The sequence below is a fragment of the Kurthia sp. YJT4 genome, assembly GCF_030219945.1.
Taxonomy (GTDB): Bacteria; Bacillota; Bacilli; order Bacillales_A; family Planococcaceae; genus Kurthia; species Kurthia gibsonii.
This window is the reverse complement of sequence record NZ_CP126689.1, coordinates 2,770,003-2,788,118: the sequence shown is the minus strand read 5'-3', so window position 1 is coordinate 2,788,118 and position 18,116 is coordinate 2,770,003. Positions and strand designations below refer to the sequence as shown.

24 protein-coding genes and 1 riboswitch are annotated in these 18,116 nt (G+C 36.4%); of the genes, 19 read left to right on the top strand and 5 right to left on the bottom strand.

Annotated elements, in window-relative coordinates:
- The first annotated feature begins 57 nt into the window (after positions 1-57).
- Positions 58-489, top strand: coding sequence for a GyrI-like domain-containing protein (locus QN089_RS13885; protein ID WP_068450405.1), 432 nt, complete (start codon positions 58-60; stop codon positions 487-489).
- Positions 490-570: 81 nt separating this feature from the next.
- Complete coding sequence (locus tag QN089_RS13880; RefSeq protein WP_068450407.1) at positions 571-1,461, top strand: DMT family transporter; 891 nt, start codon at positions 571-573, stop codon at positions 1,459-1,461.
- Between the two features lie 18 nt (positions 1,462-1,479).
- Here QN089_RS13880 and QN089_RS13875 read toward each other — a convergent pair whose 3' ends face one another.
- From QN089_RS13875 to QN089_RS13865, 3 genes are read right to left on the bottom strand one after another with little or no spacing between them, the layout of a single operon-like run.
- Complete coding sequence (locus tag QN089_RS13875; RefSeq protein WP_068450409.1) at positions 1,480-1,914, bottom strand: GNAT family N-acetyltransferase; 435 nt, start codon at positions 1,912-1,914, stop codon at positions 1,480-1,482.
- 45 nt (positions 1,915-1,959) lie between these two features.
- Positions 1,960-2,274 (bottom strand): DMT family transporter, encoded by a 315-nt coding sequence (locus QN089_RS13870; RefSeq protein ID WP_068450411.1) that lies wholly within the window; start codon positions 2,272-2,274, stop codon positions 1,960-1,962.
- Positions 2,274-2,612 (bottom strand): DMT family transporter, encoded by a 339-nt coding sequence (locus tag QN089_RS13865; protein WP_269465201.1) that lies wholly within the window; start codon positions 2,610-2,612, stop codon positions 2,274-2,276. Before QN089_RS13865 ends, QN089_RS13870 begins: the two co-directional genes overlap by 1 nt.
- Before the next feature lie 58 nt (positions 2,613-2,670).
- Positions 2,671-2,772: riboswitch (guanidine-I (ykkC/yxkD leader) on the bottom strand.
- A gap of 114 nt (positions 2,773-2,886) precedes the next feature.
- Between QN089_RS13865 and QN089_RS13860 the strand changes: the two genes are divergently transcribed.
- The 3 genes from QN089_RS13860 to QN089_RS13850 all read left to right on the top strand — a co-directional run bounded on the left by QN089_RS13860 (position 2,887) and on the right by QN089_RS13850 (position 5,322).
- Positions 2,887-3,816 (top strand): 1,4-dihydroxy-2-naphthoate polyprenyltransferase, encoded by a 930-nt coding sequence (locus QN089_RS13860; RefSeq protein WP_068450417.1) that lies wholly within the window; start codon positions 2,887-2,889, stop codon positions 3,814-3,816.
- Between the two features lie 60 nt (positions 3,817-3,876).
- A complete protein-coding gene (locus tag QN089_RS13855) occupies positions 3,877-4,719 on the top strand; it encodes a putative RNA methyltransferase (RefSeq protein ID WP_068450419.1) in 843 nt (280 codons plus the stop codon).
- 96 nt (positions 4,720-4,815) lie between these two features.
- Positions 4,816-5,322 carry a GNAT family N-acetyltransferase gene (locus QN089_RS13850; RefSeq protein ID WP_231726968.1) on the top strand — a complete coding sequence of 169 codons (507 nt, stop codon included), beginning with the start codon at positions 4,816-4,818 and terminating at the stop codon, positions 5,320-5,322.
- A 39-nt stretch (positions 5,323-5,361) separates the two neighbouring features.
- Here the strand turns inward: QN089_RS13850 and QN089_RS13845 are convergent, their stop codons facing one another.
- Positions 5,362-5,835, bottom strand: coding sequence for a VanZ family protein (locus tag QN089_RS13845; protein WP_068450421.1), 474 nt, complete (start codon positions 5,833-5,835; stop codon positions 5,362-5,364).
- A gap of 104 nt (positions 5,836-5,939) precedes the next feature.
- On the opposite strand from QN089_RS13845, the gene QN089_RS13840 reads away from it, so the two are divergent.
- From QN089_RS13840 to QN089_RS13790, 11 genes are all read left to right on the top strand, one after another.
- Positions 5,940-6,881: a YecA family protein gene (locus tag QN089_RS13840; RefSeq protein WP_068450423.1), complete on the top strand. Its 942-nt coding sequence runs from the start codon at positions 5,940-5,942 to the stop codon at positions 6,879-6,881.
- 55 nt (positions 6,882-6,936) lie between these two features.
- A complete protein-coding gene (locus tag QN089_RS13835; RefSeq protein WP_068450425.1) occupies positions 6,937-7,956 on the top strand; it encodes a YcjF family protein in 1,020 nt (339 codons plus the stop codon).
- A gap of 146 nt (positions 7,957-8,102) precedes the next feature.
- Positions 8,103-8,423, top strand: a complete 321-nt coding sequence (locus tag QN089_RS13830) for a DUF7662 domain-containing protein (RefSeq protein WP_068450429.1) — start codon at positions 8,103-8,105, stop codon at positions 8,421-8,423.
- Positions 8,424-8,444: 21 nt separating this feature from the next.
- The gene (locus QN089_RS13825) at positions 8,445-8,651 is read left to right on the top strand and encodes a hypothetical protein (protein WP_068450431.1); all 207 of its coding nucleotides are present in this window, start codon (positions 8,445-8,447) and stop codon (positions 8,649-8,651) included.
- A 67-nt stretch (positions 8,652-8,718) separates the two neighbouring features.
- Entirely contained in the window at positions 8,719-9,243 is a 525-nt protein-coding gene (locus tag QN089_RS13820; RefSeq protein ID WP_068450434.1) for a DUF2179 domain-containing protein, read from the top strand.
- 502 nt (positions 9,244-9,745) lie between these two features.
- Positions 9,746-10,351: a lysophospholipid acyltransferase family protein gene (locus QN089_RS13815; RefSeq protein ID WP_068450436.1), complete on the top strand. Its 606-nt coding sequence runs from the start codon at positions 9,746-9,748 to the stop codon at positions 10,349-10,351.
- 90 nt (positions 10,352-10,441) lie between these two features.
- Positions 10,442-10,711: a helix-turn-helix domain-containing protein gene (locus QN089_RS13810; protein WP_068450438.1), complete on the top strand. Its 270-nt coding sequence runs from the start codon at positions 10,442-10,444 to the stop codon at positions 10,709-10,711.
- A 179-nt stretch (positions 10,712-10,890) separates the two neighbouring features.
- Positions 10,891-11,397 carry a signal peptidase I gene (lepB, locus tag QN089_RS13805; RefSeq protein WP_231726969.1) on the top strand — a complete coding sequence of 169 codons (507 nt, stop codon included), beginning with the start codon at positions 10,891-10,893 and terminating at the stop codon, positions 11,395-11,397.
- A gap of 14 nt (positions 11,398-11,411) precedes the next feature.
- A complete protein-coding gene (locus QN089_RS13800; RefSeq protein WP_285215533.1) occupies positions 11,412-11,867 on the top strand; it encodes a low molecular weight protein-tyrosine-phosphatase in 456 nt (151 codons plus the stop codon).
- Positions 11,868-12,059: 192 nt separating this feature from the next.
- Positions 12,060-12,776 (top strand): YebC/PmpR family DNA-binding transcriptional regulator, encoded by a 717-nt coding sequence (locus tag QN089_RS13795; RefSeq protein ID WP_068450444.1) that lies wholly within the window; start codon positions 12,060-12,062, stop codon positions 12,774-12,776.
- Positions 12,777-12,883: 107 nt separating this feature from the next.
- Positions 12,884-13,459 (top strand): YdcF family protein, encoded by a 576-nt coding sequence (locus QN089_RS13790; protein WP_285215532.1) that lies wholly within the window; start codon positions 12,884-12,886, stop codon positions 13,457-13,459.
- A 43-nt stretch (positions 13,460-13,502) separates the two neighbouring features.
- Here the strand turns inward: QN089_RS13790 and QN089_RS13785 are convergent, their stop codons facing one another.
- A complete protein-coding gene (locus tag QN089_RS13785) occupies positions 13,503-14,519 on the bottom strand; it encodes a YecA family protein (RefSeq protein ID WP_068450447.1) in 1,017 nt (338 codons plus the stop codon).
- Positions 14,520-14,710: 191 nt separating this feature from the next.
- On the opposite strand from QN089_RS13785, the gene QN089_RS13780 reads away from it, so the two are divergent.
- The 3 genes from QN089_RS13780 to QN089_RS13770 all read left to right on the top strand — a co-directional run bounded on the left by QN089_RS13780 (position 14,711) and on the right by QN089_RS13770 (position 18,110).
- Positions 14,711-16,411 carry a M3 family oligoendopeptidase gene (locus QN089_RS13780; protein WP_285215531.1) on the top strand — a complete coding sequence of 567 codons (1,701 nt, stop codon included), beginning with the start codon at positions 14,711-14,713 and terminating at the stop codon, positions 16,409-16,411.
- A gap of 111 nt (positions 16,412-16,522) precedes the next feature.
- Entirely contained in the window at positions 16,523-17,602 is a 1,080-nt protein-coding gene (locus QN089_RS13775; RefSeq protein ID WP_068450451.1) for an AI-2E family transporter, read from the top strand.
- 43 nt (positions 17,603-17,645) lie between these two features.
- The gene (locus QN089_RS13770) at positions 17,646-18,110 is read left to right on the top strand and encodes a hypothetical protein (RefSeq protein WP_068450452.1); all 465 of its coding nucleotides are present in this window, start codon (positions 17,646-17,648) and stop codon (positions 18,108-18,110) included.
- Positions 18,111-18,116: the final 6 nt, after the last annotated feature.

Genomic DNA, 18,116 nt, shown 5'->3' with positions numbered 1-18,116 from the left:
TGAAAAGGGAAACGAATTGTTTTAAATGGATAGTTTAAGGCCAAGGGAGTAGACGTTATGTATGTACGGATAGAGGAACAGGTAGGGTTTAGAATTCGCGGTTTTCGTACGAATGTGGTAACGCAAGCATCGATTATGGAGATACGAAAGAAGTTAAACCAAGCTTTAAAAATACAACATCGTGTACCGAGAGTGACGTATGGTGTATTCTTTCCCAAAGAACATGAGGAATTAAGCGTCGCAGCTTATTATGCAGGAATTGTAGGTGCTTCAACGATTCCACTCGAGAATGCAGAAGATGTTGTCATCTCGTCAGGGCGTTATGTGATTGCGACGAGTACAAATGAAAAGTATGATGCTTTTGCTTTCTTTCATCGGATTCGTCAAGCGGATTATTTTCGTTTTCGAAAGGCACCGATTTTAGAGCAATACGCATATAACAAGGAAACAGGTGAGGAATCCGTTGAGCTGTGGGTTCCGATTATCTAGAGAGTAAAAGGCATTCTGCTTTTTACTCTTTTTTCATGGTATAATAGTCAGAATATTCCTGAATAGAGAGAAGGGGACAACATGAATATGCAAGCAGCCATTCAGCTCACAATCTCGATGGCAATTTTCGGTTCGGTTGGTTTTTTTACGATTCAAACAGGTATTCCAGCAGAAGAATTGGTATTTGTGCGGTGTATTTGTGCGACATTGTTTTTAGGTGGTTTATGGCTTATAACGAAGAGTTATAAAACAGAGCAGTGGTCACGAAAAGAAGTTATTCAAACGATAATTTGCGGTGTGTTTCTCGTATTTAACTGGGTGTTTTTATTTAAAGCATTCAATGAAATGGAGATCTCGCTCGCGATTTCGATTTATAATTTAGCGCCGATTTTTGTCCTGATTTTGGGCGGAATCTTTTTAAAAGAGCGTCTAACGATTCCGGCAATTTTAGCCATTGTCGTATGCTTTTTAGGTAGTATCTTAATCGTAGGGGTACAACAAGTTGATTCGCTTCATTTACTATGGAATGAGGGTTTCATCTATGCGATGTTATCGGCTATTTGCTATGCGATGACGATGTTTGTGGGGCGAGGGGTAAAGCATTTATCTACATATGCACTAACGTTTGTTCAAACGATAGTTGGGATTGTCATCTTATTCCCAATGGTGCAGTTTGATGTATTTCATGGATTGACGACGAGTAATTGGTTATATATTTTAGGAACGGGCTTTATTCATACAGGTTTTGTGTATTACTTATTCTTTAATAGTATTCGTAACTTATCCACATTACTCGTATCTGCACTTGTATTTGTCGATCCATTAGTCGCTATTTTACTCGATATTTGGATTTTAGATTTCCGACCAACGATGACGCAGATTCTCGGTATGCTGTTCATCTTTGGAGGGATTATTTATACAGTGATAAAACCACCGAAAAAAGAAAATATAACAAAAGAAGTCGCTTCCTAAACAGAAACGACTTCTTTTTTAATGTAGCGATTTTGTCATGAGTACATGCTCAATTCCAGCATCCATAAATACGTCAGATTGAACAGTGTAGCCTAACTTTTCGTAAAAACCAATAGCGTGAACTTGTGCATCTAATTTTGCTTTAGTTGCACCACGTGCTGCTGCAAGTTCTTCTAGTTTTTGAATGATGACCTTACCATAACCATGTTTACGCTCTGTTAATCGAATCGCAACACGTTGGATTTTTCCGTAGTCGTCTACTAAGCGAACTCGACCTGTACCAACAGCTTGACCGTCTTTTGTTAATAGAACATGTTCACATTCACCGTCTAATGTGTCATAGGCATCAATTTCTTCTTCAATTGGCACATGCTGTTCTTCTACAAATACTTCTTTTCGGATTGAGAATGCCTTTTCTAAATCTGCTGCATCTGTAATTTTAAAAATCTCCATATTAAAACACCCCTTCAAACTTCATAAGTGTTCTCATTATAAACGCTAAGAAAATAATTTTAAACCGATAGCAGCAGCTAAAATGAGTGTAATAAATACAATGCGACGCCAGTCTTTCGATTCTTTGAAGAAAATCATACCAACTAGTGCACCACCAGCAGCGCCAATACCCGTCCAAACAGCGTAGGCAGTTCCCATAGGAATTGTTTCCATTGCGTAAGAGAGTAAGGCTAAACTAATACCAAAACCAATAATCAGTGCTACAATCGTTTGCCAATTACGATAAAGTTGCCAGCGATTCATCATGGCAACGCCAAAAATTTCACAAAAACCTGCTAAAATAAGCGCAATCCATGCCATTATGATTGACCTCCTTCTGTATGGTCGGGTGTTACCATTTTGAGTCCGATCACACCGATTAGTAATACACCGATTAATGCGATTTTCATAAATTCGATTGGTGCATCAAAGAGAACGATATCGCTTAGTACGGTTCCAGCTGTACCTAATCCGACAAAGACAGCATAAACTGTTCCAACAGGTAGGTGATCACCTGCATTTAATAATAATTTGAATGTGTAAACGAGTGCGGCAATGGTAAGTAACCATTCCCACCAAGTATCTGCATGTTTTAAACCAATAACCCAACAAGTTTCGAGTACAGCAGCAAAAACAACAACTGCCCAGTGCTTCATTATAAATTCCTCCTTCAATGTACATAAAAAAACCTGAGAGCTTGACTGCATCATGCAGTGAAACTCCCAGGCTTTTGTCCTTCCGTGGCACATCAAATTGATGCGGGATTTCTCTCGGACCAGTCTAAACAAATTTGTTTACGGAACCCTAGAAATCCTTCTGTACGCTTTAGTTGCCTTTACTGTATCAAACTTTTTGTTGAAATTCAACTTTAGCAATCAAACGAAAAATCATGTAGAATAATAGAGTTATAGAAAGTACGAAAGGAAGTAAGTTATGGCGAAACAAACAAATCAGCCGATTGAAGATATTAGCACGCTAAAATTGATGTGGCAATTAACACGTCCACACACATTAACAGCAACTTTTGCGCCTGTTATTTTAGGGACAATGCTCGCGCTTAATGATGGTCCAATTAATTGGCTTTTATTTACGGCAATGCTTGTCTGCGGTTTGTTTTTACAAATTGCGACGAATTTATTCAATGAATATTATGATTTTAAAAGAGGTTTAGATACTGTTGATTCAGTAGGGATTGGTGGTGCGCTCGTACGACATGGTACAAAGCCGTCTTCTGTATTGGCATTCGCTTTAATCTTATACGGTCTATCCGTATTAATCGGAATTTATATTTGTATGAATTCTAGTTGGTGGCTTGTGGTCATCGGAATTATTGGTATGTTAATCGGCTACTTGTACACAGGTGGTCCAATGCCGATTGCTTACACACCATTTGGTGAACTTTTTGCAGGACTGAGTATGGGAATTGGCTTTATTCTTATTGCTTACTTCATCCAAACAGGTGACGTGAGTATGACGAGCTTTTTAGTATCTGTACCACTGGGTATTTTAGTTGGTGGTATTAATATGTCGAATAATATTCGTGATATTAAAGAAGATACAATTGGTGGTCGTAAAACACTTGCGATTCTACTAGGACGTGAAAAAGCGATTCAGTTGCTGGCGATTTCGTTCATCGTATCGTATGCGTGGATTGTCGGTTTAGTCGTATTCGGTGTTGTTAGTCCGTGGTTACTACTCGTATTCATCAGTGTGCCAAAACCGATTGCAGCAATTAAGAACTTTAAAGAAGGCGAAGGCATCCCGATGAAACAAGGTTTGGCGATGAAATCAACTGCTTTAACAAATACATTCTTTGGTTTCTTATTATCAATTGGTTTAATCATTGAATATCTTATAAAATAACAAAAGTTGCGGAAGACGAATACGCGTTTTCTGCTTCTTTTTTTGAGAGGAATGTGAAGAATGTTATCTAAAAAACAAATGAGCGCACAGTGGCTTCAAAAGAATGCACAGCTATTTCGCTGCCCACATTGTGAGCAAGCATTTCACATACAAGAGGAAAAAACACTTGTATGTAAAAATGGTCATAGCTTTGATTTAGCAAAACAAGGTTATGTTAATTTACTAACGCATCCAGTTCAATCAATGTACGATCAAAAATTATTTGAAGCGCGTAAACAAGTGCTTGATGCCATGTTATATGCGGATGTATATGATGTGATTTTACAACAGCTGACGAACTTACCTGAAGTGATGACGGTATTAGATACAGGTTGTGGTGAAGGAACGCATCTTTATAAATTAAAAGAACAATGTGAACACGAAATGATTGCGACAGGGATTGACCTTTCAAAAGAAGGAATCGTGGCGGCTGCAAAGAACTATACCGATATTTTATGGGTTGTAGGAGATTTAGCGAAAAGCCCCTATGCATCGAAGAAATTCGACGTCATTTTAAATATTTTATCGCCTGCGAACTATGAGGAATTTAAGCGTTTATTACAGCCGAATGGCAAAGTGATTAAAGTCGTTCCACAGAGCGGCTATTTAAAAGAGTTACGAAAACAATTCTATGCGACATCCGAGAAAGAGGATTACTCGAACAGTCAAACAGTTGAACGATTTAAAGAGAGTTTTCCACATGTGGATATCTTCCGCGTGACAACGACAAAAAAGATATCCACAGAACTTGTCCCATTACTTGCGCATATGACACCGATGGGTTGGCATCAAGAGAAGAAAATCGAAGACTTACAGTTAGATGAAATTACAATTGATGTCGATATATTGGTTGGTTCTTTATAAAAGAAAGTGTTTTAGAATGGTTTAGCTGTGGGTAAAGGATGGAAGGTAATCTGTCGAAAACTTTGCGATGTTTAAATCGCTAAAGGAGCTAAAATCATGCTAGAAATACGAAAATTAGTAGAAGATGATGCACATGCTTACTGGGCGCTTCGAAAAGAAGCATTACAAGAAGTCCCAGAAGCTTTTGCGATGTCTTATGAGGAAGCAGTAGCAATTGAAAATCCAATTGACCTCGTACGTGAAGTGACACGCTCGAGTGCCGAGCAGTTTTATGGTGCTTTTTTAGATGGGGAGTTAGTTGGTGCAGCTACATTGCAAAAAGAGAAAATGATTAAAATGTCGCATCGTGCGCAAATTGGCGCAGTGTATGTGTCAGGAAAAGCACGAGGTACAGGTGCAGGTGTCGCGTTAATTCAAAAAATCATTGATGATTCTAAAGAAGATCCTGATATTGAGAAATTGAATTTAAGTGTTGTGACAACGAATGAACCAGCATTTTCACTCTATAAAAAATTAGGTTTTGAAGTAGTAGGCATTGAAAAGAAGTCTATGAAAAAAGGACAAGAGTATTATGATGAATATTTGATGACACTTCTACTCTAAACGATAAAACACATCCTTCCATATACGAAAGGATGTGTTTTATCGTTTTGATTTCCATTTACGAATCAACGCTAGAATAAGAACAAATAATGTCAGTAGTAAAAATCCACCGAATGTATCTAACCACACATCTGACATGGTAGCTGTGCGACCATCTGTGAAGTACTGATGGAATTCATCTGCTAAGGCGAGGATGAATGTGATGATAAGCGCATATACATAGCGATATTTTCTTGGGAATAACGCGATATAGATGGCGATTGCCATCGCACCGAAAGATAACATATGTGCAGCTTTTCGTACTAAAAATTCAATGAAGTAATAGTAACCACGTTCTTCAACAGACACTGTAATTCCCCAATAGGGAATTTTAAATAGTGATAAGAAGTTGTAGAACGGTTGATTTGGTAAGAGTTGTTGCAAGGTTGGTACGATAGATTGTTGCTCATAACTTTGACTAGATGAAATGAAAATAATAACGATTAATAAAAGTAACGGAATATATTTTTTCATATTAAAAAAATAGCATACTTTAAGGTGAATTTCATTGTTTAGCGGAATGTTTCTAAAGGTGTTATAGTGTTACAGTAAAAGTTTTTTTAAAAGGAGTAGGAAAAATGATTGGACGTAATGACCCATGCCCATGTGGTAGTGGAAAAAAATATAAAAAGTGTTGTGCGAATAAAGAGGCAGTAACAGTAGACGTTGTTGTAGACGAAGAAATGGAGCGTGTACTTCAAAATTTCTATGAGTTATATCCAAAAAAACAAGATTTTGAAGCATATCATGCGGTAGGCGCAAAATGGAATGAAGCACTGGGTGACAAACTCGATATCGAATTAGTAGAAGCAATTGCCATTGACTATTTCTTCTTTGAAGAACGCTTAGATATTTGGACAGGCTATTTAGAAAAAGTATTAAAAGATACGATTCGCCCAGCTTTAAAAGAACGCTTAGAGAAGTGGTCACACCCGTCTTTATTAATCGGAAAAATTAAAGAAGTAAAAGACGACTATATGATTGTTGAACAGAGCGATACAAAGGCTCTTGTGCAACTAAGACGCGAAGGTGAACGTCCTATTCCAGAGAATGTTCATGTATTTTGCTTCATATTGCCAATTGATGAACAGCGTCATTTAGCGATTTCGAGTATGATTTTCTTCCCAGTCGATCATACAGCGATTTTTGAACAGTTCTTTAAAGAAAAAACAATGGGCGATTCAATGGAATTATGGAAGAAACTTGTTGAGAATGGTTTTGAAGGTAATGAATTTACAGATTTTGAAACAGAAGTTTTCGATCGAATCATGGCATACTTAGAAGAACAGGGACGCGACGCAGAGCGTATTCTACAACTGACGCAAGACTTTGTTGTTGAAAAACAACCAAAAGCGCGTAAACCAGTCGCAATTGCAGCAGGCGCAATTCGTTTCGGTAATGACCATGGTTATTTCGAAAAAATCGATACAACGGTAAAAGCGATTGCGGAGTATTTTGATGTTTCAGCATCGTCATTAAATAAATATGAACGTGAATTAGCCGAGTATGCGGGTATTTAATTTATAAGAACTAGTCAGTCACATAGCTCGGCATTATAAAAGGAGTGAGCAATACATGGAAAAACAACCTTTTTCAGATGAGCAATTTGATAAAATTTTTGCGGAGCAGTCAGCCGAAATTAATAAACAATTGGATCAAGAGATTTTAATTGCGATGATTGGTGATGTTAATGCAGGAAAATCTTCAACAATTAATCGTCTAATGGATGGGGAAGTAGCGCGTGTAGGTGCAAAACCAGGTGAGACGGTGTCGATTGAAAAATATGCACTGCATGACAAAATTGTTTTTGTGGATACACCTGGGTTACAAGATGTAAACAGTGAAAATTCACAACAAACATTGAAGTTTTTCAAAGAAGCTGATGTCGTCTTATTCTTTTTAAATGCTGCTGGAACGGTGCTATCAGACTATGAATTACAAACGTTAAAGCAAATTCGAGAAGTCAATCAAGATATTTTAATTGTCTTAAATAAGATTGATGCCGCTGAAGATGTAGGCGAGTTGGTTAAATATATTCAAGATAATACAGCTTACAACTATCCAGTCGTACCGATTTCTTCACGTACAGGTGAGAACATGTCGATGTTACAAAATCAAATTTTGCGTATTTTAGAAAAAGGAAAAAAGGACGTACTGATGGCAACACACATGGCAGATAAGTCATCTACTGCGAAAAAGTGGATTTTAGCTTCTGGGGCTTCTGCTGCTGCAATCGGTGCAATTCCTCTACCAGGAGCAGACTTTGGACCTTTAACAGCATTACAAGTAGCGATGATGATCAAATTAGCGAAATTATATAATAAGCCAATTACAAAAGATCGCGCAAAAGAGATGATTATTGCGACTGTTGTCGGAAGTGTTGGACGAACCATCTTCCGTCAGGTTGTGAAGTTGATTCCTGGAGCTGGTTCAGTTGCAGCTGGGTCGGTTGCAGCGACGATGACGATTTCACTCGGTTATGCTGTAAAATATGCATATGAACGTGATATCGACTTAGATGCAAACTCATTACAGCCACTCTATAATATGTTCTTAAAAGAAGAACAAGAAAAAGAGAAAAAGAAGAAAAAATAAATGTGTAAGTAGGACTTCATTCACTTGAAGTCCTTTTTCTGTAAGTAAAACGTTTCTTTTCCATTAATTTAGAATTTTTAGAATATTCTTTTCATTTTATGTTAGAATTATAAAATCGAACCCTAATATAGAAAGGACGTTATAGAATGAAAGGAAACGGAAAATATTTTCCACTCCATGAATTTTTACAACAACAAGAAAAGGAACAAGTAATTTTAAGTTTTAAAAAAATTGAAGAAATCCTACAAACCTCGCTTCCACAGTCTGCATATAAGTATCAAGCATGGTGGGGAAATACAAGAAGTGGTACATATGTGCAGTCTGCTGCTTGGTTAGAAGCTGGTTTTCGGGTAGAATATATACAATTCGGTGAATATGTCGAGTTTCGGAAATCTGCAAAGGCATTATTAACAAAGAAAAGAAGTCGGGCGAGTCGAAAAATTGAAATGCATCTTATAGAAAACTAACAGCATAAAGGAGTGTGATCCATGTTTAAACAATTTGTATGGATTATTTCACTTGTCGTCATAGGCTCTTTAAGTATTACATTTGCCTTTACGCGCAATTTAGAAGCTACAGTATTTTGGACTATATTTAGTCTGGGTACAATTTGTAATCTTGTCGGTGTACTGATTTTATATATCACGTTAAAAAAATTAGACCGTATTCAAGAACCAAAGCGCACTAAATTGTGATATGTTTTCTAAGGGAAATTAAGGGAATCAGTTAAAACAATTCGTATATTGGTTAGGAGGGCTTTTTATGCTCGATACGATTATCCTTATTATTGTGATTAACGTAGCTTATATGACCATGACAACATTGCGCCTGATTCTCGTTATTAAAGGATATCCAAAAGCAGCCTCTATTTTATCTGTTTTAGAAGTCTTTATTTACTTAATGGGTTTGACAATGGTGCTTGATAATTTAGATAATCCTTGGAATATGGCTGCATACTGTCTAGGTTGGGGATTAGGTGTTTATATTGGTAGTTTAATCGAAGGTAAACTAGCGCTAGGTTATATTTTATTTGAGATTATTATCAATTTAGAAGATGCTGAAATTGTTCATGAATTACGCTCAAAAGGTTATGGGGTTACATCTTGGTTAGCAGATGGAAAAGACGGTCAAAAAATTTGTATGACGGTTATTGCGAAACGTAAAAATGAAAAAAAATTACGAAATACCGTTTTAGAAATGTGGCCGAAAGCATTCATCATTTCTTACGAGCCAAGTAATTTAAGTGGTGGATTTTTAGTCAAACAGATGAAAGTTAGAAAAAAATAAAGACGTAAAATTCATTTTACTTTATGCATAATATGGAGAAAAAAGGGTAACCGTAGCGTATATGGTTACCCTTTTATTGTAAAAAATAGCAAAATACTTGTATTCCTTTTGGTAAAAATTTATGATGTAAATAGTAGGGAGTTAAATAGATAGTAATGAAAAATTCGACATATTCCACTCCAGAAGGACAAAATAATCGTTTCTTACAAAAAAGTGAATGTTGTTACCGTTTTCATAAGCTGTATAATCATTGATATAACAACTTTTATTAATATTTATCGAAAATGTGTCATAAAGATTTTGAATTGAATAACAATTTTAAATTTTTTTGTACATTCAGTACACATTTTTTCCATTTTATTTTACAATGGAATTAAGGGGAAATAGATAACAGATTCACTGATACATTCGCACTTTATATTTAGAATCGTTTATACTAGTAAAAAGATATAAATTTTTTAATAATAAACGATTAGATTGTTTACGTATGAAGGAGAGTATTATGTATCGCGTTGTAGGATTTTTAGTTCGATGGTTTTTAGGCATATTCAATAAGGTGAAGGTGTACGGTAGAAATAATTTACCAACTGATGGTGGTTATGTGCTTGCATGTACACATAGTGGCTGGATTGATATGTTGAATCTTGGAATTTCTATCTACCCGAAACCCATTCATTTTATGGCCAAAAAGCAACTGTTCGATCAAAAAGCATTAGGGTGGTTCATTACAAAAATGCATGCTTTTCCTGTAGATCGTGATAATCCAGGACCAAGTGTCGTAAAAGTCCCAATGAAACTAATTAAAGATGGTGAGATTGTCGGGATTTTTCCGAGTGGAACACGAAATGCAGAGGCTTCTAATTTGAAACAAGGTGCAATTACGATTGCACAGCTGAGCAAAGCGCCAATTATTCCAGCTGCATACATAGGACCGAACACACCAAAAGAAGTATTTTCTAAAAAGAAGGGTTACATCATTTATGGTGAACCTATTTATGTCAATGCAAAAGGAAAAGAAGGCAGAGAAGCATATACGCAACTGTTAGAGCAGCAACTTGGGGAGTTACTGACACAATTGCAAGACAACATTAGACAAGACAGCAAGTGATATTTGAATACAGGGGATTTCAAATGAGCCGAGCGAAACATATGGAATGGAGAAATGACAACAAATAAAACAAAATAGGGGTGTAGTGTAATGGTATCAGTAGAGTTATATGAACAAGAAAATAATGTAGTGGTTGAAAAAACGGCATTAGAGAAAATGGCTGAGAAAAGAAGCCAAATTATTTTCAAACAACGTATGACAGTAGGACTAACACAGTCACAGCTTGCTGAGCGTGCAAATGTTACACAAAAAACAGTAAGTCGAATTGAGCGTGGCGATACAAAGGTGCGTGAAACGACATTACAAAAGGTTTATGCAGTGCTTGGCATTACAGCACAGCACTTAGAAGAATTAAAATAATAAACTCATGACTATTCAAGCGGAACAAATTCATCGTTTGAATAGTCTTTTTTATAGGAAATAGGGGTATATATTGATTATGAATGTGAGAAAATGTCATAATTAGAAGAACGAAATAACAGAATTAAGGTGATGAAATGGAACAGGAAAAGAAGAAGACAAGTAAGGGTAAAGAGGTTATGTCATGGGTTTGGCCAATTCTAATTGCGATTTTAATTGCAGTGGGTGTACGTTATTTCTTATTTGCACCTGTAACAGTAAAAGGTGAATCAATGGAGAACACATATCATGATAATGATCGTGTAATTATTAGTAAGGTAAGTAAAATTAAGCGTTTTGATGTCATTGTATTTAAGTCACCAGTGGAAGATGATTACTATATCAAGCGTGTAATTGGTTTACCAGGTGATAATATCGAATTCAAAAATGATGAATTATTTATTAACGGTAAAAAATACAAAGAAGATTATGAGCAAGATCATGTAAAAGAATATCAAGCGGATGGATTAAACTTCACAGAAGACTTTACGATGAAAGATGTAACAGGCGATGTGAAAGTGCCAGATAACTCTTATTTCGTAATGGGGGATAACCGCCAAAATAGTAGTGACAGTCGTGATTATGGCTTTATTAAAAAGTCAGCTGTTAGTGGCGTTGTACTATTCAAATTCTTCCCTTGGAATTAAGGAGTTCGTAGAATATGAAACATCGTATTTTATTTGTTTGTCTAGGGAATATTTGTCGCTCACCGATGGCTGAAGCTACTTTTCGAGCGATGGTTCAACAAAAAGGTCAGCTAGATGGATGGGTGATTGATTCAGCAGGTACAAGTGGTTGGCATGAAGGAGAACCACCACACCGAGGGACGCATCAAAAGTTAAAAGAACACGCTATTTCAACAGATGGAATGGTCAGCAGACCTCTTGTACAAGAAGATGGACAAAAATTCGATTACATTGTTTGTATGGATCATGATAATATCGAACAGACGAAACGAATAATCAGTAAGACCCATGCAAAAATTATGCGCTACTTAGATGTTATAGACGAACCAAAAGATGTACCAGACCCTTATTACACGGGTGATTTTGAAGAAACCTATCAATTGTGTATGGAAGCAAATCAGCGTTTATATGATGAAATAATGAAGGCATAAAAAGAGAGTTAATTGATTTCATGTGAGTGAAGTGAATTAGCTCTTTATTTGTTAACAATGATAAATAGGCAATTGAATGAATTTGGTGTATAATACTACAGTAAATTAATGGCTCGTCCATGTCGGGCGACAGTATAACTGCCCACCCGTCGACAATTTAGGTATTCTAATTTTGAAAGAGAGTGAATTTTAATGGGACGTAAGTGGAATAACATTAAGGAAAAGAAAGCCGCAAAAGATAAAGATACTAGTCGAATTAATGCTAAATTTGGTCGTGAAATCTATGTAGCAGCTAAATCAGGCGAACCAGATCCAGTATCAAATGGCGCTTTAAAAATCGTTTTAGAGCGTGCAAAAACATATAGTGTACCAAAACATATTATTGATCGTGCGATTGATAAAGCAAAAGGAAATGTAGACGAAGTTTATGACGAACTACGCTACGAAGGTTTTGGTCCAAATGGTTCAATGGTAATTGTTGATGCCTTAACAAACAACGTAAACCGTACAGCTTCAGACGTTCGTGCAGCATTCGGTAAAAACGGTGGGAATATGGGTGTTAAAGGTTCTGTTGATTATATGTTCAATAAAACAGCTGTATTTGGTGTAGAAGGTAAAACAGCAGATGAATTACTGGAAGTATTCATCATGGCAGACATCGATGTACGTGATGTTTTTGAAGAAGGTGATGTAACGATTGTATATGCAGAACCAACTGATTTTGCGCGTGTAGATGAAGCGTTAAAAGCAGAAGGTATTGAAGAATTCACAGTTGCTGAAATTTCAATGCTTCCACAAACAGAAGTTCAATTAGACGAAGCGTCGATGGCTCAGTTTGAAAAAATGATTGATGCATTAGAAGAACTAGAAGATGTCCAACAAGTGTATCATAATGTAGAACAAGCCTAATATAGAATGGGGAATCACGATATTTGAAAGTGGTTCCTCTTTTTTTATATTACGCAACATACAATTGATTGGAGCGTTCTATATTCTATAGAATAGGAGTGATTTTCATGGGTTGGAAAAAGATAACTTTGTTGAGCTGTATAGCATCAGGCGTAATCTTTTGGCTTGGTACGGATTATATAATGAATAAAGGTACGAAACCAAAAGCAGATGGTAAAAGTAACTATGCTATCGTATTAGGTGCAAAAGTGAACCCAGGTGCAGTTCCGTCAAAGTCCTTAAAAAATCGTTTAGATGCAGCAGCAGAATACGCTAAACAATATCCACATGTACAACTCATTGTTTCTGGTGGTCAAGGCGATGATGAAGACGAGGCAGAGGCAGTTGTCATGCGTGACTATTTAATCGAGCAAGGGATTGAAGAGCATCGCTTAATTGTAGAAAAGAAATCAACTTCCACCTATGAAAATATTAAATTCTCATCTCAATTCATTCCACTTAATCAAGAAAAAATTACACTGATTACAAATGACTTCCACTTAGCACGCGCACAAATGATTGCAAAACATTTTGGTTTTAATGTAGATGTAGTAGCTGCTCCTACACCGGAAACAATTGAATTTACTGCACGCGCGAGAGAACGCGCAGGTCTTATCTTACAAAAAGTAAAATTATGGCGTTAAAAAAAGAGAGTCGATCCTTTACGGAACGAGCTCTCTTTTTTGATTAAGCTTCTAAAAACTCTGTAATTTGCTTACGGTATTTAGAAAGTGATGAAGCAGAAACACCATAATATTCAGCAACATCTTTTACTTTTGACAAGCCGCCCTCTGGAATCATGTTCGTTGCTTGTCCAGCTAAAATCGCACTTGCTGCAACTGTTTCTGGTTTCTTCGCCTTCACTGTTTCTGAATCTAAGAACTGTTGAAGTTTTTCTAAGAAAGCAGCTGCTTCTAAGTTATATTCAGCTAAGTATTTTTCAGCAAGTGTTTGAACAGATGATTCTTCGTCTGCTACAGCCACTTCTTTTTTCGGAGCTTCTTCTACAACAGCTTCTGTTTCTACAACTTCCGTTGCTTCTTCTACCATTGGCGAATTGCTTTCACCGAATACTTTATACAGTTCGTATGAATCTGTAATACCTGCTTTTAGCTTTTCTAATAAAGCGTTCTTTGTTACTTCGTCATTCTTAGGAATGAATAAAGCAGAACTCTTCACAAGTAAGCCATTTTCACCTAGACGAGGGTCTGGTAATGCGATACCGAATAACCATTCGCCTGGTGTATTACCTTCAGAAGTTGCAGGGATTTGATATGTCTTGCCATCAACTTCATCTAAAAGTGTAATCACTTTTTCATCATATGATTCAACGTGTGCCAAAATGAAACGAGGATTATGCCAATTTTGGATAATCTCTTTTACTTGCTGACGCATTGTTGTTTCACTTTGGTTTGCAATGAAAGCTTGCCATTGCGCTGGTTCTTCAATATATACAGATGTTTCAATGTTAATTGCATTGATTAAAAAATCAGGGAAAACTGAAGAAAGTTCTCCTAGCAATTGTTGATAACGTTGATTCATTTTGTAGTTTGAAGCAGGATTAACCTCTTGGATGAATGTACGCTCTAGACGATTCAATTCATCATTTACTAAGTTCATAAGATTGCCATCAGCATTCTTACCGTGACACTTCTTATATTTTTTACCACTGCCACATGGACATGGATCGTTACGACCTACCAATGTCTAGCACCTCACTTTAAAAATTGGGCATAGAAATAGATTAGCATAAATCTGAGGAAAATATAAGTTCTTAACCTTTATTTTTAAATATAGGAAGAATAAGCGCTACAATTCGTTGCAATTTTCCAAAATTTATTGAATAATATAATAAATATTTCGAAAATCGAAAAGAATAGAAAAGAGGGACATACATGACAATTACATTTGATGAGTATCAATATGCACGACCAGATATTGAAGAAATGAAAAAAGATTTAATGCAACTTGTAACAAAGTTTAAAGAAGCTTCAACAGTAGAAGAACAGGAACAAGTACTAGATGAAATCAATGTTATTCGCAATCACTACGGAACAATGGATAATATCGCATATATTCGTTCTTCAATCGACACGAACGATACATATTACCGTAAAGAGCGTGAATTTTTAGATGAAAACGGTCCAATTCTACAAGAAGTGCAAACAGCTTATTATGAAGCGTTAGTTAATTCGAAATTCCGTAAAGAATTAGAAGAGAAGTATGGTTCACAGCTCTTTTCTTTAGCTGATTATGAACTAAAAGGTTTTTCAAAAGAAGTGATTGAATTGATGCAACAAGAAAATAAACTAAGCACGGAGTATTCAAACTTAATTGCTTCGGCTCAAATTGAGTTTCAAGGTGAAACATATACATTGGCACAACTTGCACCATTCGCTGAATCAAAAGATCGTGCAACGCGTAAAGCAGCACGCGATGCAAGTTCATCATTCTTCGCAAAACATGAAGCAGAGTTTGATCGCATCTATGATGAATTAGTAAAAAATCGTCATGCACAGGCAGTTAAGTTAGGCTATAAAAACTATGTGGAGTTAGGCTATGTCCGTATGAACCGCGTCGATTATAATGCAGAGATGGTAAAGGGATACCGCGACCAAATTCGAGATGTTGTTGTACCATATGTGACAGAATTACGTGAGCGTCAGCGTAAAAGAATTGGCGTTGATACATTAAAATTCTGTGATGAAGCATTCACATATGCAACAGGAAATCCTACGCCAAAAGGTGATGCTGAGTGGATTGTTGCACAAGGTGCACAAATGTATAAAGAACTGTCACCGCAAACGAATGAATTCTTCCGTTATATGCAAGAGCGTAACTTAATGGACCTAGTTGCGAAAAAAGGAAAGCAAGGTGGCGGTTACTGCACATTCATCGAAGATTATGAGTCACCATTTATTTTCTCTAACTTTAATGGAACATCAGGAGATATTGATGTTTTAACACATGAAGCAGGTCATGCATTCCAAGTATATTCAAGTCGTCATATTGGTATTCCAGAGTATTTATGGCCGACTTTTGAATCAGCAGAAATTCATTCGATGAGTATGGAATTCTTCACATGGCCTTGGATGGAGCTATTCTTCAAAGAAGACACAGAGAAATATAAATTCTCACATCTTGAAAGTGGATTAATGTTCTTGCCATATGGTGTATCTGTCGATGAATTCCAACATGTTGTGTATGAGAATCCAGAGATGACACCTGACGAGCGTAAAGCTGCATGGCGCGAAATCGAGAAGAAATATTTACCACATCGTGATTATGATGGCGATGCGTATTTAGAGAAGGGTGGCTTCTGGCAACGCCAAGGTCATATTTTTGCAAGTCCATTCTATTACATCGATTATACATTAGCGCAAGTATGTGCATTCCAATTCTGGAAACGTTCACGAGAGGATTATCAAGCAGCGTGGAAAGATTATTTAGCACTGTGTCGCTTAGGCGGTTCAAAGTCTTTCACAAAGCTAGTTGAGGCAGCTCATTTAACGTCTCCGTTTGAAGCAGGATGTTTAGAAGATGTTGTAGTAGCGATTAAAGCATATTTAGATAATGTTGATGATACGAAATTATAAATCAATGAGATGGGAAATCGTAAATAAAACGATTTCTCATTTTTTTGATGTTAGATTTTCCTATTCTGTGGAAATATTCTATAATATGTACAGGAAATGGAGTGATGTACGTTGACGAAAAAAGTGTGGTTCCAAGCAGGTATTGGACTCCTTTTAACATTATTAATTATTAAGTATTTTATGGAGATTAAACATATCTTCTATCCAATTGCTGTTATTCTAAGTGCGATTTTTACACCTTTATTAATTGGTGGAGTTTTGTTCTACATTACGGAACCACTACAACGTTTTTTAGAGAAAAAGAAATTCCCGCGTTGGTCGAGTATTCTCAGTATCTTCTTACTACTGATTGGATTAGTGGCAATCTTTGTATCATATGTATGGCCATTAATTGCTACTCAGCTGAATAACTTCTTAGCTGCATTACCTGGATTTATCGACGAAGTAACAAAGTGGTCGAAATATGTCGTGAACCAACGTGAGCATTTACCAGAACAAGTTCAAAAATCGATTGATGGAGCGATTAATGGAATTAAGGATTATGCACTATCAACGAGTAAATTTGTACTTGATGTGATTTCAAAAGTCGTTGCCTGGGCATTTGTTCTGATTTTAATTCCATTCTTCTTTGGCTATATGCTAAAAGATCATGAGAAATTTGCACCGCGTATTTATAATTTGTTTACAGGTAGTCGCCGTGAGTGGGTTAAGAAGACGATTGCAGATGTGAATGAAGTGCTACGTAGCTACATTCAAGGTCAGTTATTAATTAGTTTCTTACTTGCGCTGATGATGTTCATTGGTTATTTAATCATTGGTTTAGACTATGCATTATTATTAGTGATTTTCGCATTCTTTATGAATATCATTCCATTCATTGGACCATGGATTGCCTTTATTCCGGCACTTGTAATTGGTTTTCTGGATAGTCCAATTCAAGCATTATGGGTATGTGTTGTGACACTCGTTGCGCAACAAATTGATGGTAACTTGATTACGCCGAATGTGATGGGGAAAACATTAGATATTCATCCATTAACAGTTATTACGATTATTTTAGCAGCAGGAAATATCGCTGGTTTCCTCGGTATTCTGTTAGGTGTACCGTTCTATGCAGTTATGAAGGCAATTATCAAAAATATTTATGCGCGTCGATTAGAAATTCGGAAAGCCGTCACCAAAGAAATATAAGGAGTGTTATACTTAATAACAACTGATTTTAAAGGAGTTTATTATGCTAACATTTGAAGAAAAAAAAGAGATTATCCGTCGCTTTCCAGAATTAACGGAAAAACCGATTTCAATGAATCGCTTGAACTATCATTTTGAAGGTAGTCGCTACGAGAAGAAAATTGTTGTAGAGAAGTTACACCCGAATGGTAATGGCTTTGTCTATGTAGGGGATTTACTTGCTTATGATGCAGATGATCGTGGTCTTGTGAACATTCGTGACTTTGATGAAACACAATTAGTTGAAGTAATCGAAGATGCAATTATGTATTTATCAGAAGTAGATGAACCGAAAGAAGAAGTTGTCATTGAAGAAAGTTGGAAGAACCATAAAAATGACCAATTACTTCTTGTGCATGAAGAACCATTTTGGAATGTGTACCATGCATTCAACTTAGAAGAAAGCTTTGGAACGAAGGAAGATGCAGAACAGTATCTACGTGAAGAAGGCTTTAAAAAAGAGAAATAATAGAAG

Bases quoted from the DNA above. Each gene is read 5' to 3' on its own strand.
- QN089_RS13885 (WP_068450405.1), top strand. From the start codon at position 58: ATGTATGTACGGATAGAGGAACAGGTAGGGTTTAGAATTCGCGGTTTT.
- QN089_RS13880 (WP_068450407.1), top strand. From the start codon at position 571: ATGAATATGCAAGCAGCCATTCAGCTCACAATCTCGATGGCAATTTTC.
- QN089_RS13875 (WP_068450409.1), bottom strand. From the start codon at position 1,914: ATGGAGATTTTTAAAATTACAGATGCAGCAGATTTAGAAAAGGCATTC.
- QN089_RS13870 (WP_068450411.1), bottom strand. From the start codon at position 2,274: ATGGCATGGATTGCGCTTATTTTAGCAGGTTTTTGTGAAATTTTTGGC.
- QN089_RS13860 (WP_068450417.1), top strand. From the start codon at position 2,887: ATGGCGAAACAAACAAATCAGCCGATTGAAGATATTAGCACGCTAAAA.
- QN089_RS13855 (WP_068450419.1), top strand. From the start codon at position 3,877: ATGTTATCTAAAAAACAAATGAGCGCACAGTGGCTTCAAAAGAATGCA.
- QN089_RS13850 (WP_231726968.1), top strand. From the start codon at position 4,816: ATGCTAGAAATACGAAAATTAGTAGAAGATGATGCACATGCTTACTGG.
- QN089_RS13845 (WP_068450421.1), bottom strand. From the start codon at position 5,835: ATGAAAAAATATATTCCGTTACTTTTATTAATCGTTATTATTTTCATT.
- QN089_RS13840 (WP_068450423.1), top strand. From the start codon at position 5,940: ATGATTGGACGTAATGACCCATGCCCATGTGGTAGTGGAAAAAAATAT.
- QN089_RS13835 (WP_068450425.1), top strand. From the start codon at position 6,937: ATGGAAAAACAACCTTTTTCAGATGAGCAATTTGATAAAATTTTTGCG.
- QN089_RS13830 (WP_068450429.1), top strand. From the start codon at position 8,103: ATGAAAGGAAACGGAAAATATTTTCCACTCCATGAATTTTTACAACAA.
- QN089_RS13825 (WP_068450431.1), top strand. From the start codon at position 8,445: ATGTTTAAACAATTTGTATGGATTATTTCACTTGTCGTCATAGGCTCT.
- QN089_RS13820 (WP_068450434.1), top strand. From the start codon at position 8,719: ATGCTCGATACGATTATCCTTATTATTGTGATTAACGTAGCTTATATG.
- QN089_RS13815 (WP_068450436.1), top strand. From the start codon at position 9,746: ATGTATCGCGTTGTAGGATTTTTAGTTCGATGGTTTTTAGGCATATTC.
- QN089_RS13810 (WP_068450438.1), top strand. From the start codon at position 10,442: ATGGTATCAGTAGAGTTATATGAACAAGAAAATAATGTAGTGGTTGAA.
- lepB (WP_231726969.1), top strand. From the start codon at position 10,891: ATGTCATGGGTTTGGCCAATTCTAATTGCGATTTTAATTGCAGTGGGT.
- QN089_RS13800 (WP_285215533.1), top strand. From the start codon at position 11,412: ATGAAACATCGTATTTTATTTGTTTGTCTAGGGAATATTTGTCGCTCA.
- QN089_RS13795 (WP_068450444.1), top strand. From the start codon at position 12,060: ATGGGACGTAAGTGGAATAACATTAAGGAAAAGAAAGCCGCAAAAGAT.
- QN089_RS13790 (WP_285215532.1), top strand. From the start codon at position 12,884: ATGGGTTGGAAAAAGATAACTTTGTTGAGCTGTATAGCATCAGGCGTA.
- QN089_RS13780 (WP_285215531.1), top strand. From the start codon at position 14,711: ATGACAATTACATTTGATGAGTATCAATATGCACGACCAGATATTGAA.
- QN089_RS13770 (WP_068450452.1), top strand. From the start codon at position 17,646: ATGCTAACATTTGAAGAAAAAAAAGAGATTATCCGTCGCTTTCCAGAA.